Here is a 19,167-nt window from a genome sequence, read left to right on the forward strand (position 1 = left end):
AACTCAGGAGAAACTGATGGCAAAGACCGTCGCCGATGTACTCAAGCTCGTCAAGGAAAACGAGGTCAAGTTCATCGACTTCCGCTTCACCGACACCCGTGGCAAAGAGCAGCACGTGACCGTGCCGGTCTCGGCATTCGATGAAGACAAATTCACCTCGGGCCACGCGTTCGACGGCTCGTCCATTGCTGGCTGGAAGGGAATCGAAGCTTCGGACATGCAGCTCATGCCCGACCCCAACACCGCCAACATCGACCCCTTCTTCGAAGAAACGACGCTGATCCTGACCTGCGACGTGATCGATCCCGCCGACGGCAAGGCCTACGAGCGCGACCCGCGTTCGCTCGCCAAGCGCGCCGAGGCCTACATGAAGGCTTCGGGCCTGGGCGACACCGCCTACTTCGGTCCGGAACCCGAATTCTTCGTGTTCGACGGCGTTCGCTGGAAGAACGACATGTCGGGCTGCTTCGTCAAGATCGAATCCGAAGAAGCCTCGTGGAACACCGACAAGGAATACGAGCACGGCAACACCGGCCATCGCCCGGCAGTCAAGGGCGGCTACTTCCCGGTTCCCCCGGTCGACAGCTTCCAGGACATGCGCTCGGAAATGTGCCTGGTGCTCGAATCGCTCGGCATTCCGGTCGAAGTGCATCACCATGAAGTGGCCAACGCCGGCCAGATGGAACTCGGCACCAAGTTCAGCACGCTGGTTCAGCGCGCCGACTGGGTCCAACTGCAGAAGTACGTGATCCACAACGTGGCCCATGCCTACGGCAAGACCGCCACCTTCATGCCCAAGCCCATCGTCGGCGACAACGGCTCCGGCATGCACGTGCACCAGTCGGTCTGGAAGGACGGCAAGAACCTGTTCGCCGGCGACGGCTATGCAGGCCTCTCGGACTTCGCGCTGCACTACATCGGCGGCATCATCAAGCACGCACGTGCCCTGAACGCCATCACGAACCCCGGCACCAACAGCTACAAGCGCCTGGTGCCCGGCTTCGAAGCCCCGGTGAAGCTGGCCTACTCGGCCAAGAATCGCTCGGCCTCGATCCGCATTCCGTTCGTGGCCAACCCGAAGGGCCGCCGCGTCGAAGCGCGCTTCCCCGATCCGCTGATGAACCCGTACCTCGGCTTTGCTGCACTGCTGATGGCCGGCCTCGACGGCGTGGAAAACAAGATCCATCCGGGCGAAGCCGCCAGCAAGGACCTGTACCACCTGCCGCCGGAAGAAGACGCGCTGATCCCGACCGTGTGCCACAGCCTCGACCAGGCGCTGGAATACCTCGACAAGGACCGTGCGTTCCTGACCAAGGGCGGCGTGTTCACCGATGCCTACATCGACGCGTACATCGAACTGAAGATGCAGGAAGTCACGCGCTTCCGCATGGCGACCCATCCGGTCGAGTTCGACATGTACTACTCGCTCTAAATCGGCGGGCGCAAGCCCCTCTGACGGGTAAGTAAGACAGAAAGGACGGCTACGGCCGTCCTTTTTGCTTGGCACGGAACATCTTGTCACCGATGGAGTCGAATTGCAGGAAAATGCGCCTTTGTCGCGCCATCCACCGATTCACATGAAGACTGCTTCTCTCATTTTTCTGGCTGGTTCATTGTTGGCCGTCGCCGTGCCTGCCTCGTCGCAGGAGCGCGTGTGGCGCTGCGGCAATGAATACACCAACAACTCGACCATTGCGCAGCAAAAAGGCTGCAAGGTCATGGAAGGCGGCAACGTCACCGTCGTGCAGGGATCCGGCATGCCGGCTCCGGCCGCCAGGTCCTCGGGCGGCGGCGGTGGCTCGTCCGCCGCGCGTGCGCCGGCCGGCAGCCCGCGCGTGGAAGGCGTCGACCAGCGCGCCCGCGACGGCGAAGCCCGTTCGGTGCTCGAGTCCGAGCTCAAGAAAGCCGAAGCTCGCCAGGCCGAGCTTCAAAAGGAATACAACAACGGCGAGCCCGAGAAGCAGGGCAGTGAAGGCCGCAACTACCAGAAGTACCTCGATCGCGTGGCTGAAATGAAGGCCGAACTCGCGCGCAACGAGAGCGACATCGCAGGCATTCGCCGCGAACTCGGCCGCCTGCCAGCCAAGCAGCAGTAAACAGCAGGACATTCAATGGCATTTGGGAAGAAGGCGGCCGGCGCCAATCCGCGCTTTCAGTCCTTCGACCTGCTCTCCACGCTCATCGCAGTGGTCAGCACCAACGGTTCGGTGCTGTTTGCCAATGCGGCCCTCGAAGACGCGCTGGGCACGTCGCGCCGCACGCTCGAAGGCTCTCAGTTCGGGGCCTGCTTTCATGAGCCGCATGTGCTGCGCACCGCCATCGACGGCGCCCGCAGCAACGACTTTGCCACGCTGCGCTACGAAGCCTTCTTGCGCCGCGTCAATCATGAGTTGATGCCGGTGCAGGTCACGCTCGCGCAGGGCGACAAGTCGGGCGAACTCGTCATCGAGATGTCGCCGCTCGAGCAGCAGGTGCGCCAGGACCGCGAAGAGCGCCTGCTCGACCAGGCGCAGGCCAACAAGGAACTCATCCGCAACCTCGCGCATGAAATCAAGAACCCGCTGGGCGGCATTCGCGGCGCGGCGCAGCTGCTGCAGATGGAGGTCGAGTCGCGCGACCTCATCGAATACACGCAAGTCATCATCCATGAAGCCGACCGGCTGCAAACGCTCGTCGACCGCCTGCTGGCGCCGCACCGTCGCCCGCACGTGGTGGGCGACGTCAACATCCACGAGGTGTGCGAGCGCGTGCGCTCGGTCATTCTTGCGGAGTTTCCGCGCGACCTGCACATCGAGCGCGACTTCGACGTCTCGATTCCCGAGTTTCGCGGCGACCGCGAACAACTCATCCAGGCCACGCTCAACATCGTGCACAACGCGGCGCAGGCCCTTGCCGAGCGCCGCGCAGCGGGAGACGCGCAGATCACTTTCAAGACGCGCATCGCCCGACAGGTCATATTCAACAAGCAGTGGTATCGATTGGCACTGGAATTGCATGTCATCGACAACGGACCGGGTGTGCCGGACACGATCAAGGACCGCATCTTCTATCCGCTCGTATCGGGAAGAGAAGGCGGGACAGGGCTTGGATTGACGCTCGCACAAACTTTTGTGCAACAGCATCACGGCGTGATCGAGTGCGACAGCGTCCCGGGCCGAACCGATTTCAAGATACTGATTCCGCTGCCCTAGCAGCCACGGCAACAAGGAGATGCATGAAGCCGATCTGGATAGTTGATGACGACCAATCGATCCGCTTCGTGCTGGAGAAGGCCTTGTTGCGCGAAGACCTGCCCACGCGCAGCTTCACCAACACGCGCGAGGTGCTGGCCGCCCTCGAACTCGCCGCCGACGACGAACAGCAGGGCCCCCAGGTCCTAGTGAGCGACATCCGCATGCCCGGCGGCTCCGGGCTCGACCTGCTCGACAAGATCAAGGCCAAGCACCCCGGCCTGCCCGTCATCATCATGACGGCATTCTCCGACCTCGACAGCGCCGTTTCGGCCTTCCAGGGCGGCGCCTTCGAATACCTGCCCAAGCCCTTCGACCTGCCGCGCGCCGTCGAGCTGATCCGCCGTGCCGTCGACGAAAGCCAGCGCGAGGAAGTGGCCGAAGAGCGCATGGTCGCCGCGCCCGAAATGCTGGGCCAGGCGCCCGCCATGCAGGACGTGTTCCGCGCCATTGGCCGGCTTTCGCAGAGCAACGTCACGGTGCTCATCACCGGCGAATCGGGTTCGGGCAAGGAACTGGTGGCGCGTGCGCTGCACAAGCATTCGCCGCGCGCCAACGGCCCCTTCGTGGCGATCAACACCGCGGCCATTCCCAAGGACCTGCTCGAGAGCGAACTCTTCGGCCACGAGCGCGGCGCTTTCACCGGCGCGCAAACCATGCGGCGCGGCCGCTTCGAACAGGCCGAGGGCGGCACGCTCTTTCTCGACGAAATCGGCGACATGCCCTTCGACCTGCAGACGCGCCTGCTGCGCGTTCTGAGCGACGGCCATTTCTACCGCGTGGGCGGCCACAACTCCGTGAAGGCCAATGTGCGCGTGATTGCGGCCACGCACCAGGACCTGGAGCAGCGCGTCAAGCTGGGGGGCTTCCGCGAAGACTTGTTCCACCGCCTCAATGTGATTCGCCTGCGCCTGCCCGCGCTGCGCGAGCGCGGCGAAGACGTGCCCGCACTCACGCGGCACTTCCTGCAGGTGAGCGCACGCCAGCTCGGCGTCGAGCCCAAGCGCATCTCCGACGCCGCATTGGCCAAGCTCGCTGCCTTCAGCTTTCCCGGCAACGTGCGCCAGCTCGAGAACATCTGCCACTGGCTCACCGTGATGGCGCCGGCCCAGCTCATCGAAGCCAAGGACCTGCCGCCCGAAGTCATGGCCGCTGGAACCGGCGCGGAAGCGCACGCCGGCGAAGCTGCCGTTGCCGCAACGCAGCCCCCCGTGCAGCCCGCACCGCTGCTGTCCCCCAGCCCCGAGCGCGAATTCGCTCCGGCGAGTGCCGCGCCCGAAGGCAACGACGGCCTGGTGGGCGCCAGCAGCTGGGAGAGCGGCCTCGAAATCGAGGCGCAGGCGCTGCTGGCCGCCGGCCGCACCGACGTGTGGGACGTGCTTTCGCGCCGCTTCGAGTCGCGGCTCATCCTCACCGCGCTGGCCAATACCCGCGGCCGCCGCATCGAAGCCGCTCAGAAGCTGGGCATCGGCCGCAACACCATCACCCGGAAGATCCAGGAACTCGGGATCGAGTAGGGCGGCCCTGCCGAGCTTGGCTAGCGGCTTCGCTGGCCTAGCGTGAGTGAATCCAGCTGGAAGTTTCCGCTCTTGTCCCAGAGCCAGGTGTCCACATAGGTGTGGCCGCCCAGGCGCCCGGGGCTTGGCAGGGGCGATGCTGCCTTGATCAGTTCCGCGATCTTGCCCGGCACTTCGGGCGCATGGCTAGGAACGCGGCTGAACGTCACATTCGTCACGTTGCCGCTGGCATCGAGCTCCGTTTCGACCACCACCACCGCATACACCAGCGGGGGAATCTTTCCCTTGTAAATGCGCTGCGCGTAGGTCTTGTAGATCTGCCGCGCACCTGTCTTGCGATAGGCCCGCACGGCCGGCGTTTGCGCCGTGATCAGGCGCACGGTCGGCACGTCGGTTCTTGCGCCAGCCACTTCATCGGGGGCGGAGGTGGCCGACTTGTCCTCGCCGGCCTTGTCCGCCGGCTTCAAGGCCGAGCAGGCGACAAGAGTCAGTGCGGCTGCAACGGTTGCCAGGGTGCGAAAAGTCATTTTCATCAGATACCTTGGTCGAGATCGAGCACCACCGGTGCATGGTCGCTTGGCTTTTCCCACTTGCGCGGCACGCGGTCGATGATGCAACCCTTAACGCGCGGCACCAGCGGTTCGCTCACAAGAATGTGGTCGATGCGCAGCCCGCGGTTCTTCTGATAGCCGAGCATCCGGTAGTCCCACCACGAATAGCTTTTCTCCGGTTGCTCGAACAAGCGGAAGCTGTCGACCAGGCCAAGCTGCAGCAGCGCCTTGAACTGCTCGCGCTCCTCGGTCGTGTGATGGATCGTTTCCGCGAGCCCCACCGGGTCGTAGCTGTCGCGGTCTTCCGGCGTGATGTTGAAGTCGCCCAGCAGAACCAGGTTCGGGTGCGCCGCCATCTCGGCCCGCAGCCATTCGCGCAGGGCGCGCAGCCAGCCCATCTTGTATTCGAACTTGTCGGTGCCCGGCGCCTGGCCGTTGACGAAGTAGCCGTTCACCACGCGCAGCGGGCCCGCCGCTGTTTCGATGGTGGCGGCGATCACCCGCGACTGGTCATCGGTAAAGCCGCCGATGTTCTTTGCCACGTCCCGCATCGGCGCCAGGCTCAGGATGGCCACGCCGTTGTAGGTTTTCTGCCCGAACACCGCGCATTCATAGCCGGCCGACTTGAGCACATCGAGAGGAAACTTGTCGTCGCTCATCTTGAGCTCCTGCAGGCACAGCACATCGACGGGGTTGGCGATCAGCCAGTCGAGCACATGCTGCAGGCGGGCGGTGAGGGAGTTGACGTTCCAGGTGGCTATTTTCATCAAGCGCTACGTTGTTGATTCATGGGAGGCAGTCCCGAAGGGAGTGCGTGGGGTTGCTTTGTACCCCACTGCACATACCCCGCGGGGAGCCGCTGCGCCGTCGAATGCTTGGCGAATCGAACTTTACCCACAACGGGTGCGAAGGCCGAACTGCGACGCATCGGGATAACACGCAGACAGGCGTGCATCCTTTAGGTGCGTCCTGCCTCGCCATGTTGTCTGACAACAGTTGCGAAACTGCACATCTATCCTCCAAGAATGCCAAAAAGTTCTCAAAACTTGGCCCAGAGAGCGTTGTTACAGTTGTTAAGATTTAACGATGTTTTAATTTTGGATTAACACCATTTTGGTGCAAACATCAAGTCGCAGACCGCTCTGACGCGGTAACTCTGCATTTCCTGGCGAAAAGGCGCTTGGAATCTCACTGAATATAAAAATTGCAAGCTTATGGAGCAGCGGCATTGGATAGCTGTGCCTGAATAATTCATAAATTCCGAAGAAGAATTGAATTGCTATGCCAAGCGCGAATTGGTCCGGTCGGGGGAGGCAAATAAACAAAAAGATTTGTAGGGCCGAAAGAGGCGTGGCTGAAGCTGCTGCACCTCGGAGCGGCTGCTTGTTATTTGGGGGGAATCATGGATCTATTGATGTCGGACGTGCGGCTTTTCGTGAAGGCCGTGGAGGTAGGGGGGCTGACGCAAGCGGCCGATGCGCTGAGCGTGCCCAAGGCGTCCGCGTCCCGGCAGCTCAAGCGGCTCGAGGCCCTGGTCGGCCACACGCTCCTGCATCGGGGAGGGGGCCACTTCGGCCTCACGGGGGAAGGGCGCGAGTTCTTTTCCACGGCCAAGGACGTCCTGGAGGCGGTGGACCAGGCGCTGTCGCAGCTCTCCAACACCAATGAAGCCCTCACGGGCCAGTTGCGAGTCTCGGTTCCCGGCTACGTCGGCCGCGAGCTGCTCTCGGCCCACCTGTCGGGCTTCATGGCAGCGCATCCGCAGCTCAAGCTCACCGTCGACGTGGGCTCCGAGCGGGTGGATCTGTTCCGCGAAGACGCCGACGTGGTCATCCGCGTGGGGCTCGAAGGCTGCGAGGACCTTGTGGCAAGGCGCATCAAGAAGCAGCCCCTTGTGCTGTGCGCCGCACCTTCGTACCTCGAGCGTCATCCGGAAATCAAGGGGATCGACGACCTTTCCGGGCACTACTTCCTGACCAGCGGTCCGGAGCGGCACGCGATGGAAATGGCCATTCCGGGCGTCGATCGGGAACACGTTGTCAGGGCCGCGGGGGTGTTTCGCGCGAACGATCCGGAACTGCTGCTGAGGCTTGCCTGCTCGGCCGGTGGAATCGCCCTGGTTCCCCTTCTCTGTGCCAGATCAGCCATCCAGAGCGGCTCCTTGGTGACGGTCCTCCCATCGTTCGAATTGACGCCGGAAGAGCTGAATCTGATGTATTTGCCCGCCCGGCGCAATACCCGAAAGATCAGAACCTTCGTCGATTTCATCTTCAAGGCTCTAGAGCAAGCCTGATTCGACTTTTTCGCGACGGCTGAAGCCCTTTGTGGGCTTCGGCGGCTTTCTCACGTCCCTTCTTTTTGCGGCACCGCAGCCGGGTTTATGCACGTCGATTGCAGGGGCAGGCTTGCGCGTTCAACGAGCCCGCGCCAACAAGGGCTCGCTAAATCGAATGCGAGTTGTCGAAAGTGGAACCTCCAATTTCATTTTTGGAACCCGGATTTGGTGCCTGCTGCGGGCAGAATACTTGTTGGTTACAAGTGCAAGCAAGAGTACATATCTGTGAATTGATAAATGCTCGTGTTTCTAATTGTCGAATACAAAAGTATTTAATTGTTAGAAATATTTCTGCTTAATTCTTGTTATTTCCGGCAATTGCTGCCGGTTTGCCGTGTGTTCGTTGAACTGGAGCAACCATGCTTATACAAAAACTGACTCAAACTCTTCTGCGCAAGGCAGCCAGGCTGCCTGCGCTAGCTGCAACCTTCGGCGCCGGTGTGCTTGCCGTGGCGACTCTCGCCGCGCCAGCCTCGGCGCAGCCCGCCGCCGTCCGGGCCGCCCCCGCGGTCGACAAGACCGTTTCCGTCGCCCTGACGCAATTCAAGGTAGTGAAGGGCGCCGACGGCAAGGAGCAACTGCTGGACGCTTCTTCGGTCAAGCCCGGCGACATTCTCGAATACCGCGCGACCTATACCAACAACACCGGCAAGACGGTGTCCGGCCTGGTCGCCGATCTGCCCATTCCTGAGGGGCTCGAGTACCTGCCGCGCAGCGCCAAGCCCGGCGCCGCGCTGGTCAAGGCCGCCACCAAGGACGGCGCCTACGCCGCCGAGCCGCTGGTGCGCAAGGCCGCGAACAACAAGACCGAGCCCGTGCCTTACAGCGACTACCGCGCCCTGCGCTGGACGCTCGGCCAGCTGCCCGCCGGAGGCGAAGCCGCCGTGACCGCGCGCGCCAAGGTCGAAGTCGTGGTTCCGCCCGAGCCCAAGACCTCCGCCCTCGCTCCGCAGGCGCCACCCGTGGCCGTGCAGTCCGCCTCTGGCGCGGCCTCGCGCTGACCGGTCGGCGGTGGTTTTGCCTCCTGGCTTTTCGTTTTTCTGTTTCCTTGATCCCTTTGCTATTGCGCGCAACCCGGCCGCTGTCTTCCGTTCGCGGAATGCCTGAGCCGGGTTTTTTTTTGTTCCTTTTTTGACAACCGAGGAGAAACCACGTGAGTCCCACCTTGCCAACCCGGCGCATCGGCTTCAGGCCGAGAGCCACATGGGCTGGTGCCGCAGTTTTGTCGCTGGGCTTCCTGTTTGGAAGCTCGAGCGCACTTGCAGCGCCGCCGCCCGCCAATACCGTCATCGGTAACCAGGCTTCGGCCACCTATTCGGATTCGTCCGGCACCACGCAGCTGGCCACCTCCAACCTGGTGCAAACCACGGTGCAGCAGGTCGGATCGTTCACGCTGGACACGTTCAACCAGGTCACGACCACGATCGTCAACACCAAGCTCGGCGCCGCAGGCTCGGTGGTGTACGCACCGCACGTCTTGACCAACACAGGCAACGGCTCGGACACCTTCACCATCACGGTGGATGCCGACAACGATGCCTTCTCGAAGGTCGAGGTGTATCCCGACGCGAACGGCGACGGCATGCCCGACAGCACCACGCCGCTGTGTACCGCCGCGCCCGCCGCAGTCTGCAGCGTGCCCGCCCAGACCGTGCCCGGCAACAACGGCACGTTCCAGTTTGTCGTGGCCTACACGATCCCCGGCACGGCCACTACGCCGACCACCCCGTTCGATACCGCCACCATCACGGCCACCCCGGGCACGCCGGCGCTGTACACGGCGCCGAACACCTCGGCAGCGGACAAGGACCAGGTCAACCTGACAACCCAGGCCGCTTTCGGTGCCACCAAGTCGATCGGTGTTCCAGCAGTGGCGGCCCCTCCCGGTGCGGCCTGGCCGCTCGCGAGCACCGGTGGTCCGCGCTCGTCGTCGGCTTCGTGCTCGACGACCTGGGGCGCAGGTATCGTTTCCAGCGACACCTGCAAGTACACGGTCTATACGCTCACCTTCAACAACACCGGCGGAGCGCCCGGCAAGTTCGCCCTGTCGGACACGTTGCCATCGGGCTTCACCTATGTTGCGGGTTCCGCCGTCTGGAGCAGCGCTCCGGGCGTGGCGCTGGGTGACGGTGCTGCCGGCGATCCGGCCGGCATGGCCTTCCAGGTGGCGGGCAACACGCTGAACGTGGTCATCGACTCGCTCGGGCAGAACGTCACCCAGACGATCAGCTTCGTGGTGCTGGTGAACAACACGGCTGTGGTCGGTACGTCGACCACGACCAACGTGGCCCAGTACAACCCGACGGATTCGCCGACTGCCGACGTCACGGCGATTGGTACGCTGGGTTCGAGCACCAACCCGGCGGCCTACACCGTCGTCGCCAGCTACGGCCTCGTCGTGGGTACCAACCCCTCGACCGCGGCAACGGCAGTCGACACGGTGGCTGGCACGCCCAACGGCACGGCGGCTGACACGACCACGCAGCCCTCGGTGGTTGCAGGCGGCAGCGTCAAGTTCCCGCAGACGGTGTTCAACACCGGCAGCGGCGTCGACAGCATCAACCTGAGCATTGCCAACGGGACGTTCCCGGCGGGCACGACCTTCCTGCTGTTCGCGGCGGACGGCGTGACGCCGCTGCTCGACACCACAGGCGACGGCGTGCCCGACACCGGTCCGATTCCGGTCGGCGGCAGCGCCAACATCGTGGTGCAAGCCAACGTTCCGGCCAGCGCCACGGTGGGCTCGGGTCCGTTCAACGCGGTCCTGACCGGCCGTTCGGCGAACGACCCGACCAAGCTCGACGCCACGCTCGACCAGGTCACCATCGTCGTCGGTTCGCTCGTCGACCTGACCAACACCGCAGCCGGTACCGGCTCGGGTTCGGTGGCAGGCGGTGACTTGGGCCCAGGCCCCAGCCCACAGCCGACCACGACCAACAGCACGCCTGCGGGCACCGGCACGATCTTCACGCTGTTCGTCAAGAACAACGATGCGGGCGGCCCGGCAACGCAGACCTACACGCTGGCGGCCAGCCAGTCCACCGGCTTCCCGGGCACGCTGCCGGCGGGCTGGACGGTGAAGTTCGTGGCAGCGGGCGGTACCTGTGCCGCCGCGGCCATCACCGACGTGACCGTGGCTCGCGGTGCGCAGCTGCAGGTCGACGCCTGCGTGACGCCTCCCGCCACGCAAACGCCTGTGACGTCCCAGCCGATCTACTTCCGCGTGCTGTCGACCGCGGTGGCATCGACCGGCGTGCTCGTGTCCGACGCCAAGCAGGACGCGGTGACCGTGACCACGGCGGCAACGCTGGGCGCCACGCTCACGCCCAACAACGTCGGCCAGGTCGCTCCGGGCGGCACCGTCGTCTATGCGCACACGCTGACCAACATCGGCAACCAGAGCTGCGGCGCGTACACGCTCACGGCCACCGTGCCGGCTGCCGACGCGGCACTGGGCTGGACCACCGCGATCTACCTCGACGTGAACGGCGACGGCCAGATCGACGCGCTTGATACCCTGGTTACCGGCCCGATCGCCGGACCGCTCGCGGCAGGCGCAACGCAGAAGCTGCTGGTGCGCGTGTTCGCACCGGGCGGCGCCAGCGCCGGCGCAACCGACACGACCACCGTGACCGCCACGTTCACCGATCCGGCGCCGAACTGCGGCACGCCATCGGCCACCGACATCAGCACCGTGATCACCGGCCAGATCCGCGTCCTCAAGACGCAGGCTGCCGACATCGCCTGCGACGGCACGGCCGACGGCCTCTTCGCCGCCACGCCGCTGTCGCTGAAGCCTGGCCAGTGCATCGTGTACCGGGTCGTTGCAACCAACGAAGGCACCGCGCCGATCACCAACATCGCGATCAACGACGCAGCACCTGCGTTCACGAGCCTGACGGGTGCCACGCAGCCGCCGGTGCTCACGCAATGCGTCTCGACCGGCGTGACCGGCACCGCGCTGGCCTATGCCCAGACCCCCACGGCGGTGAGCTGCGGCAGCGCGGCCAACACCGTGGCCCCGGGTGGCACGGCCACGCTGACCTTCGCAGTGCGAATCGACCAGTAACGCGCGATTGAGTCACCGGCAGGCCTCTCCAGGCCTGCCGGCTTTACGCGAGGCGCCGCCTTCACGGCTGCGCTTCGCCTTTTTCCCCTGCTGCTTTCCGGCGCGAGTGCTCGCGTGCGCATGGCAGCGGCAGAGGAAAGAGACCCAGGTATTCACGGCCCCAGCAGGCGCCGACGGAAGGTTAAGCGGAGTGCAATTCTTGTCTGACTCATTGATGGGCTGCTGCTTGCAGCGATGGCGCCGAGCCGGCGCCACGCTCGCGATCGGCCTGGCGCTGCTCCTGGCGCTTTTCCTGACGCTGTTCCTCGCGTCGGCCGCGGTGCATGCGGCACCCGCGCCCGGTGGCAGCGTGATCCGCAATGTGGCAAAGGCCAGCTATGTGCCGGCCGGCTTTGCGCAGACCGAAACCTCCAGCTCCAACAGCGTGGTGGCGAACGTCCTCGCGGTCGAGGCGCTGGTGCTGACGCAAGACCAGGCCGTCAACCGTCCGCCCGCCACCGTGGTCACGCTGAACCACCTGCTCACCAACACCGGCAACGTGCCTTCGAGCTATGCGCTGGGCTTTGCCAACAACGTGGGCGGCTGCGCGGCCGACACGCTCGACCTTTCGACCCTGCGCGTGGTGCGCGACATCAACAACAACGGCGTGGCGGACCCGGGCGATCCGGTGCTGCCGCTCGGCGCGCCCGGCGCGCTGGCGCTGCGGCCCGGCGAAACGGCCTCGCTGCTCGTGCAGGGCACGGTTCCGGCCACCGGTGCCGGCGTTGCCTGCGCCGCGCTCACGGCGACCACCGCGTTGCAGAACCTGAGCGCCACCAACCGCGACACCGTGACGGTGGGCGACATGGCGGTGATCTCCATCAGCAAAAGCGCGAGCTACCCGGGTGTCATCGTGCCGGGGCAGACCCGCATCGACTTTGCGGTCTCGGGCACCAACATCGGCGCGCGCGATGCGCAGCCCGCCAGCGTGGCCGCGCCGACAGGCACGCCGGTGCTCGTGAACGGCGCGCCCACCAGCCTGGTGCTGGTGCGCGACCTCATTCCCGCCGGCACGCAGTACATCGCCGGCACGCTGCAGAGCACCGCCGCAGGCGCGGTGCGGCTGTTCCGCATGCCGGGCGATCCGGCCTTCAGCTACCGCACCGCGGACGACGCCGCGGCCGTCGAAGTGGCGATCGGCGTGCCCGCGGCCGTGTCGCGCAACGCCTCCATCGCAATGCAGTTCGCGGTGATCGTGCGCGCGGACCAGACCGGCGACATCCGCAACACCGCGCAGAGCTACTACAACGACGGCACCGCGCCGGTGGTGTCGCCGTCCAACACCGTGCTCATCACCACCAGCCAGAGCCGCATCGGCGTGGCCAAGACCGCGTCGACGCCGCGCGCCAACCGGGGCGCAGACGGCCTGCTCGACGGAACCGCGACCGTGCGCTTCAGCGTCGACGTGCGCAACTACGGGGCCGTGTGGCTCTACGGTGTGCAGGCAGCCGACGTGCTCGAAGGCGGCGGCGCCAGCCAGTTCGGCAGCTACACCAGCGCGGCCGTGCCCGGCCCCAATCAGTACACCGTCGTGCCCGGCTCCATCGCCATTGCGGGCAACCAGGGCAACGGCACGAGCGGCACCGTGGCCGCGGCCAACAACTCGTTCACCGGCACCGCCGCCGCGCAGAACCTCTTGGCGCCGGGTGCCGTGCTGCCGGTCGGCGCGCAGGTCACGGTGCAGTTCGACGTTCGCATCAACGTCAACGGCCGCACCGGCATGCTTCTCAACAGCGTGCGTGCGCAGGGCGCTCTCGTGCCCGGCGGCGCACCGGTGGCTTTCGACGATTCGGTCGACGGCACCAGCCCCGATCCGGACGGCGACGGCAACCCGAACAACAACACCGCGCCCACGCCGGTGTCACTGCAGCTCCCGTCGCTGTCGCTCGCCAAGAGCGCCTCGCTGCCGCGGCGCGTGACGCAGGGCGTCTACGAAATCGACTACCGGCTGCTCGTCACCAACACCGGTGTCGCCCCCGCACCCCACGTGCGCGTGATCGACAACCTGAACTGCACCTTCGACATGGACAAGCCCGAGGGGCCGGTCGCCTCTTGGGAGCTGGTGGGTGCGCCCAAGGTCCGCAGCGGACTGCTCAATCCCGCGGGCAGCTTTACCGGCCGCGCCGCCTGCGACCGCGAGGCGCTTGCTAGCGCCGACGCCTTCAGGCTGCCGACCGAGGCAGTGCTCAGCCTCACCGACGGCAGCCGCGGGCTGGAGCCCGGGCAGAGCGAGGAAATCAGCTTCACCGTTCGCCTGACCCAGAAGCCAGGCGCGGGCGACCGCCGCGTGGCCATCGACAACAAGGCCTGGGCGGCGGCGTTCGACCAGAACACCATCAACGTCACGCCCGCGATGCTGGTTGCGGCCACCGCCAACTCGGTGCAGTCGCTGCTGGCCGACCCGGCCGGCACGGTCTACAACGCGGTCACGCGGGCGCCTGTTCCCGGCGCAGTGGTCACGTTCACCCGGCAGTCGTGCAGCAGCGGTTCGGTCACGCCGATGACCGCGGCTGAAATCTACGGCGGCTCGTCGGACACCTACACCTTCAATGCCGATGGCAGTGTGTCGATGACAACCGGTGCCGACGGCAGCTACCAGTTCTACCTGCAGTCGCCACCGGCCACGGGCCTGTGCACGTACTCGCTGCATGTGGTTCCGCCGGCCGGCAGCGGCTACGTCTATCCGTCGCAGCTGATCCCCGTCACGGCCGGCACCTTTGGCAGTTGCGGTCCGGTGGTGCCCAGTGCGCTGCCGCCCAAGGGCGCGGACCCGACCACCCACTATTTCTCGGTCACGTCCGGCTTCAACGCATCGAATGCGGCGTGCGACGTGGTGCACAACCACATCCCGCTCGACCCGGGCAATGTGCTCGGCCTGGTGCTGCGCAAGGAAGGCAGCAAGCGGCAGGTCGAGTTCGGCGACTTTCTGGACTACGCGCTGACGGTGACCAACAAGACGGGTACGCCGGTGACCGGCATCTCGATCAGCGACAGCCTGCCGCCGGGCTTTGCCTACGTGAGCAACAGCGCGCGCCTGAACGGCGCGGCCACCGCCAACCCGGTCGGCGGCGCGGGCCCGAAGCTGGTGTTCAACTACCCGACGCTGACGCTCGGCGTCGACCAGATGGCCATGGTGCGCTACCGCGTGCGCGTTGGCGTGGGCGCGCCCACCAACGGAGACGCCATCAACCGCGCGCGTGCCTACTCGGGCCCGCTGCAGTCCAACCTCGCGAACTGGACCGTGCGCGTGACGGGCGGGGTGTTCTCGGACGAGGCCTTCATGTTCGGCAAGGTCTACATGGACTGCAAGGCCGACGGCAAGCAGGCGGGCAGCGACGAAATCGGTGTGCCCGGCGTGCGCCTGTTCATGGAAGACGGCACCAACGTGGTCACCGACGTGGAGGGCAAGTGGAGCCTCTACGGTCTCAAGCCGCTCACCCACGTGCTGCGCGTGGACCAGACCACGCTGCCGCCCGGCGCCCGGCTCGAAATACTCGACAACCGCAATGCCGGCCGCCCCGAGAGCCGCTTCGTCGACCTGAAGAAGGGCGAGTTCCACAAGGCCAACTTCATCATCGGCAACTGCGACAGCCCGGCAACGCTGGCCGACGTGGTCGCGCGCCGCGCGGCCATCGCCGCCATTCCGGACACCGAGGCCGAAGCCCAGGTGCGCATGCGCCTGAATCCCGAAGGGCAGATCGTTCTGGTGGGCGACCTGCGCTCGCTGCCCGCCAGCGGCCAGGCGCTTGCCAGCGGCAGCACCGGCTCGACCACGACCACCTCCGCACCGCTGATCTCCATGCCCGATGCGCCGGCCAATGCCAGCAGCTTCGTCGGCGCCGCGTCGGGCAGCATGAGCGGCACGCTGGGTACCGCCGCATCGGCCTCGCCGTCGCCCGCCGGCAGCCTGTTCGCAGCGCTCAACGGCCTGCCGACCGCTGCGCAGGGCGCATCGGCCGCGGGCGGCACGGCAAGCGGCGTCGGCGCGTTCGCGAGCCGGCCGGTCAACACCTCCGGCGCCATGCTGGAGCCGCGCAGCGCACCGCTGCTGCCCGAGGCGGTGCCCAGCCCCGTCGAGCTGGAAGTGCTGCTGCCGCAGATCGAAAGCAATGCGCTCGGCTTTCTCGGCCTGAAGGACGGCGACACCGTTCCCGGCCAATCGATCAACGTGCGCGTCAAGGGCGAGGCCGGCCTGGCATTGCGCCTCACGGTCAACGGCCAGGCCATCGACGGGCGGCGTGTCGGCAAGAAGACCCAACTGCCGTCGAAGAGCATCGGCGCCTGGGAATACATCGGCGTGGTGCTGCAGCCTGGAACCAATCGCCTGCAGCTCGATGCGGTGGACGATTTCGGCAACGTGCGCGGCAGTGAACAGATCGGCATCGTCGCGCCCGACAAGCTGGGCGGCATCCAAATCGATCTGCCCGAAACCGCTTACGCCGATTTGCGCACGCCCGTGGCCGTGAAGGTTCGGCTGGTCGACGCGGCCGGCGTGCCGGTGACTGCGCGCACCCAGCTCACGCTGGAGGCCGACCGCGGCCGCTGGTTCGACGAAGACTTGAACCCGGCCGAACCCGGCACCCAGGTGTTCATGGAAGGCGGGGCCGCCGAGTTCCGCCTGCTGCCGCCAGGCGAGGCGGGCGACGCGCGGCTTCGCGTAACCGCCGGCAGCTTCGTCAAGGAAGTGCGGCTCGCGCTGCTGCCCGAGATGCGCCCGATGATCGGCGTCGGCATCGTCGAAGGCGTGCTCGACTTCACCAAGCGCGGCAGCGTGCCGCTCGGCGCCATGCCGGCCGGCGCGGCCTTCGAGGCCGAACTGACGGGCCTGACCGACGAGCGCGAGAACCGGCGCGCGGGCGCCCGTGCCGCCTTTTTCTTCAAGGGCACCGTCAAGGGCGAGTACCTGCTCACCGCCGCCTTCGATTCCGACAAGGCGCGCAAGGACCGCCTGTTCCGCGACATCCGCCCCGACGAGTTCTACCCCGTGTACGGCGACTCGTCCGTCAAGGGCTTCGATGCGCAGAGCACGCAGAAGCTCTATGTGCGCATCGACAAGAACCGTTCGTTCCTGCTGTACGGCGACTTCACGACCAGCAGCAGCACCGAGGTGCGCAACCTGAGCCAGAGCAATCGCGCGCTCACCGGCCTGAAGCACGTGTACGAGACCGCCAATGTGCGCGCCACCAGCTATGCGTCCCGCACCGCGCAGACGCAACAGGTCGAGGAGTTCCGCGCCGTCGGCACCTCCGGCCCTTATTACCTGAGCGCGACCGGTGGAGAGTTTGTCGACAACAGCGAGCAGATCGAGGTGGTGGTGCGCGACCGCAACCAGCCCGACATCGTGCTGCAGCGCACGGCGGTCACGCGCTTCGTGGACTACACGGTCGAGCCGCTCACGCGCCGCGTGCTGTTCACGCGTGCCATCGCATCGGTCGATGCCAATCTCAACCCGCAATCGATCCGCGTCACCTACGAGGTCGACAGCGGCGGGCCCAAGTTCACCGTGGCCGGCACCGACGTGCAGGTCAAGGTGGGCGAGCGCCTGCAGGTGGGCGTGGTCGCGAGCACCGACGAGAACCCCGAAAACCACCGCAAGCTGCGCGCGCTCACGGCCGTGGCCCGCCTGGGCGACAACACCACGGCCGCGGCCGAACTGGTGCGCACCGAGTCCGACGAAAAGGGCAAGGGCGAGGGCGGCCGCATCGAAGTGCGCCATCAGGACGAGAAGCTTGCGGTGGTGGCGCTGGCCAGCAAGACCAGCACCGGCTTCGACAACCCGGGCGCCAGTTTCTCGGCGGGCCGCACCGAGGTTTCGGGCCGCGCCGAATACAAGATCGACGACAACACCGCGGCCCGCGCCGAAGTGCTCTACAGCAAGGACGCGCTGCTCGAAGGCGACCGCAAGGGCGCGAGCGCGAGCCTGCGCAAGAAGCTGGACGACAACGTTGTTGCGGAAGTGGGCGTGCGCCACGGCCAGAGCAGCAGCGGCCTGGCCTCGGGCTCCGGCTTCGACTACGGCGAGATCTCCACCTACAACGGCAACCTCGGCAGCCGCGTCGGTGCCGGCAACGTCACGGCGCTGGGCGCCGCCGCCACGGCCAACAGCAGCGCTGAAAGCGAAAGCCTCACCACCGTGCGTGCGCGCCTCTCGGCGCAGGTGCCCGGCGTGCCGCTGGCCCAGGTCTTCGTCGAGGGCGAGCAGGACCTGAAAAATTCCGATCGCCGCACGCTGGCCATTGGCGGCAACTACGCGATCACGGACAAGACGCGAGCCTACGCGCGCTACGAGCTCATCTCCAGCCTGTATGGCGACGCGCAGCTGGACGCCACGCAGTCCAACAACGTCGGCATCGTCGGCATCGAGAGCAACTACATGGACGGCGGGCGCATCTACAACGAGTACCGGCTTTCCGACAGCATCGACGGGCGCGCCGCGCAGGCGGCCATGGGCGTGCGCAACACCTTCAAGCTCACCGACCGCTTCAGCCTGACCGGCGGCCTGGAGCACACCCGCCAGATGGGCGGCTACACCAACAGCGCCAACAGCGGCACCGGCTATGCGGGCGGGCTGGGCGAATCCACCGCCGTTACCGCGGGCGTCGAATACCTGACGGACAACTACAAGCTCAGCGGCATTCTCGAAGGCCGCAAGGGCGACGACGCGAACACGCGCCTCTTCAGCGCCGGCTTCGGCTACAAGATCAGCCCCGCGTGGAGCCTGCTGGCGCGCAGCGTGGTGAGCGACAGCGAAGGGCAGGGCGCGAACGGCGGCAACGAGCGCCACCTGCAGCGCCACCAGATCGGCATGGCCTATCGCCCGGTGGACAGCGACACCTGGAACGCGCTGATGCGCTACGAGCGCCGCTCGGAACGCATCGTGGGCAACGGCAACGCCGCCGGTGCGCTCACAGGCGGCAGCGCCTTCGGCAGCGGGTTCGGCAACGCCAGCCTGCCGGGCAGCACCAGTGCGGACATTCTTTCGGCGCACCTGAACTACAACCCCGGGCGCGGCAGCGTGCTGAGCGCGCGCTACGCGGCAAAGATCTCGCGCACCGACGACGGCTTCCTGGCCAGCACCTACTGGGCGCACCTGCTGCACGCGCGCTACACCCGCGACCTCGACAAGGACTGGGACTTCGGCATCCAGGCCGGCCTGCTCTACGGCAAGGGCGGCTCGCTGCAGAAGACCGCGGGCGTGGAGCTCGGCTACCAGATGGCGAAGGACCTGTGGATTTCCGCCGGCTACAACTTCGTCGGCCTGCACGACCGCGAACTCACGGCCAACGAATACACCAGCAAGGGTGCGTACATCCGGCTGCGCTTCAAGTTCGATGAAACAGGGCTCGGCTTTCCGTCGGCCAGTGCCGCTGCGCCGCCTGCATCGGCGCCCGCATCTCCAGAAGAAAAAACCAGTTCAGAAAAATGA

General features: G+C 66.0%; 10 protein-coding genes. 8 read left to right on the top strand and 2 right to left on the bottom strand.

Annotated features, from left to right (window positions below; all coding sequences use genetic code 11):
* Positions 1–16: 16 nt before the first annotated feature.
* The 4 genes from glnA (at position 17) to ntrC (ending at position 4,747) form a co-directional block, all read left to right on the top strand.
* Positions 17–1,432 carry a type I glutamate--ammonia ligase gene (gene glnA, locus GOQ09_RS08330; protein ID WP_126747480.1) on the top strand — a complete coding sequence of 472 codons (1,416 nt, stop codon included), beginning with the start codon at positions 17–19 and terminating at the stop codon, positions 1,430–1,432.
* Positions 1,433–1,577: 145 nt separating this feature from the next.
* Complete coding sequence (locus tag GOQ09_RS08335; RefSeq protein WP_157613011.1) at positions 1,578–2,096, top strand: hypothetical protein; 519 nt, start codon at positions 1,578–1,580, stop codon at positions 2,094–2,096.
* 15 nt (positions 2,097–2,111) lie between these two features.
* Positions 2,112–3,191, top strand: a complete 1,080-nt coding sequence (gene glnL, locus GOQ09_RS08340; protein ID WP_157613012.1) for a nitrogen regulation protein NR(II) — start codon at positions 2,112–2,114, stop codon at positions 3,189–3,191.
* Positions 3,192–3,214: 23 nt separating this feature from the next.
* On the top strand, positions 3,215–4,747 hold the full coding sequence (ntrC, locus tag GOQ09_RS08345) for a nitrogen regulation protein NR(I) (RefSeq protein ID WP_157613013.1): 1,533 nt from the start codon (positions 3,215–3,217) through the stop codon (positions 4,745–4,747).
* 20 nt (positions 4,748–4,767) lie between these two features.
* On the opposite strand, the gene GOQ09_RS08350 is transcribed toward ntrC, so the two are convergent.
* Together GOQ09_RS08350 and xth are read right to left on the bottom strand one after the other, a co-directional pair.
* Complete coding sequence (locus GOQ09_RS08350) at positions 4,768–5,274, bottom strand: hypothetical protein (RefSeq protein ID WP_242631030.1); 507 nt, start codon at positions 5,272–5,274, stop codon at positions 4,768–4,770.
* A 5-nt stretch (positions 5,275–5,279) separates the two neighbouring features.
* Complete coding sequence (gene xth, locus GOQ09_RS08355) at positions 5,280–6,065, bottom strand: exodeoxyribonuclease III (RefSeq protein ID WP_157613015.1); 786 nt, start codon at positions 6,063–6,065, stop codon at positions 5,280–5,282.
* 647 nt (positions 6,066–6,712) lie between these two features.
* On the opposite strand from xth, the gene GOQ09_RS08360 reads away from it, so the two are divergent.
* The 4 genes from GOQ09_RS08360 to GOQ09_RS08375 all read left to right on the top strand — a co-directional run bounded on the left by GOQ09_RS08360 (position 6,713) and on the right by GOQ09_RS08375 (position 19,167).
* A complete protein-coding gene (locus GOQ09_RS08360; protein ID WP_242631031.1) occupies positions 6,713–7,591 on the top strand; it encodes a LysR family transcriptional regulator in 879 nt (292 codons plus the stop codon).
* 491 nt (positions 7,592–8,082) lie between these two features.
* Positions 8,083–8,634 (top strand): hypothetical protein, encoded by a 552-nt coding sequence (locus GOQ09_RS08365; RefSeq protein ID WP_242631032.1) that lies wholly within the window; start codon positions 8,083–8,085, stop codon positions 8,632–8,634.
* 152 nt (positions 8,635–8,786) lie between these two features.
* Positions 8,787–11,702: a beta strand repeat-containing protein gene (locus GOQ09_RS08370; protein ID WP_157613018.1), complete on the top strand. Its 2,916-nt coding sequence runs from the start codon at positions 8,787–8,789 to the stop codon at positions 11,700–11,702.
* A 199-nt stretch (positions 11,703–11,901) separates the two neighbouring features.
* On the top strand, positions 11,902–19,167 hold the full coding sequence (locus tag GOQ09_RS08375; protein ID WP_242631033.1) for a DUF11 domain-containing protein: 7,266 nt from the start codon (positions 11,902–11,904) through the stop codon (positions 19,165–19,167).

The organism is Variovorax paradoxus, assembly GCF_009755665.1.
Classification (GTDB): Bacteria; Pseudomonadota; Gammaproteobacteria; order Burkholderiales; family Burkholderiaceae_C; genus Variovorax; species Variovorax paradoxus_G.

What these genes read in the sequence shown, in the direction of transcription:
- glnA (WP_126747480.1), top strand. Translation starts at nt 17, where the DNA reads ATGGCAAAGACCGTCGCCGATGTACTCAAGCTCGTCAAGGAAAACGAG.
- GOQ09_RS08360 (WP_242631031.1), top strand. Translation starts at nt 6,713, where the DNA reads ATGTCGGACGTGCGGCTTTTCGTGAAGGCCGTGGAGGTAGGGGGGCTG.
- xth (WP_157613015.1), bottom strand. Translation starts at nt 6,065, where the DNA reads ATGAAAATAGCCACCTGGAACGTCAACTCCCTCACCGCCCGCCTGCAG.
- glnL (WP_157613012.1), top strand. Translation starts at nt 2,112, where the DNA reads ATGGCATTTGGGAAGAAGGCGGCCGGCGCCAATCCGCGCTTTCAGTCC.
- GOQ09_RS08350 (WP_242631030.1), bottom strand. Translation starts at nt 5,274, where the DNA reads ATGACTTTTCGCACCCTGGCAACCGTTGCAGCCGCACTGACTCTTGTC.
- ntrC (WP_157613013.1), top strand. Translation starts at nt 3,215, where the DNA reads ATGAAGCCGATCTGGATAGTTGATGACGACCAATCGATCCGCTTCGTG.
- GOQ09_RS08335 (WP_157613011.1), top strand. Translation starts at nt 1,578, where the DNA reads ATGAAGACTGCTTCTCTCATTTTTCTGGCTGGTTCATTGTTGGCCGTC.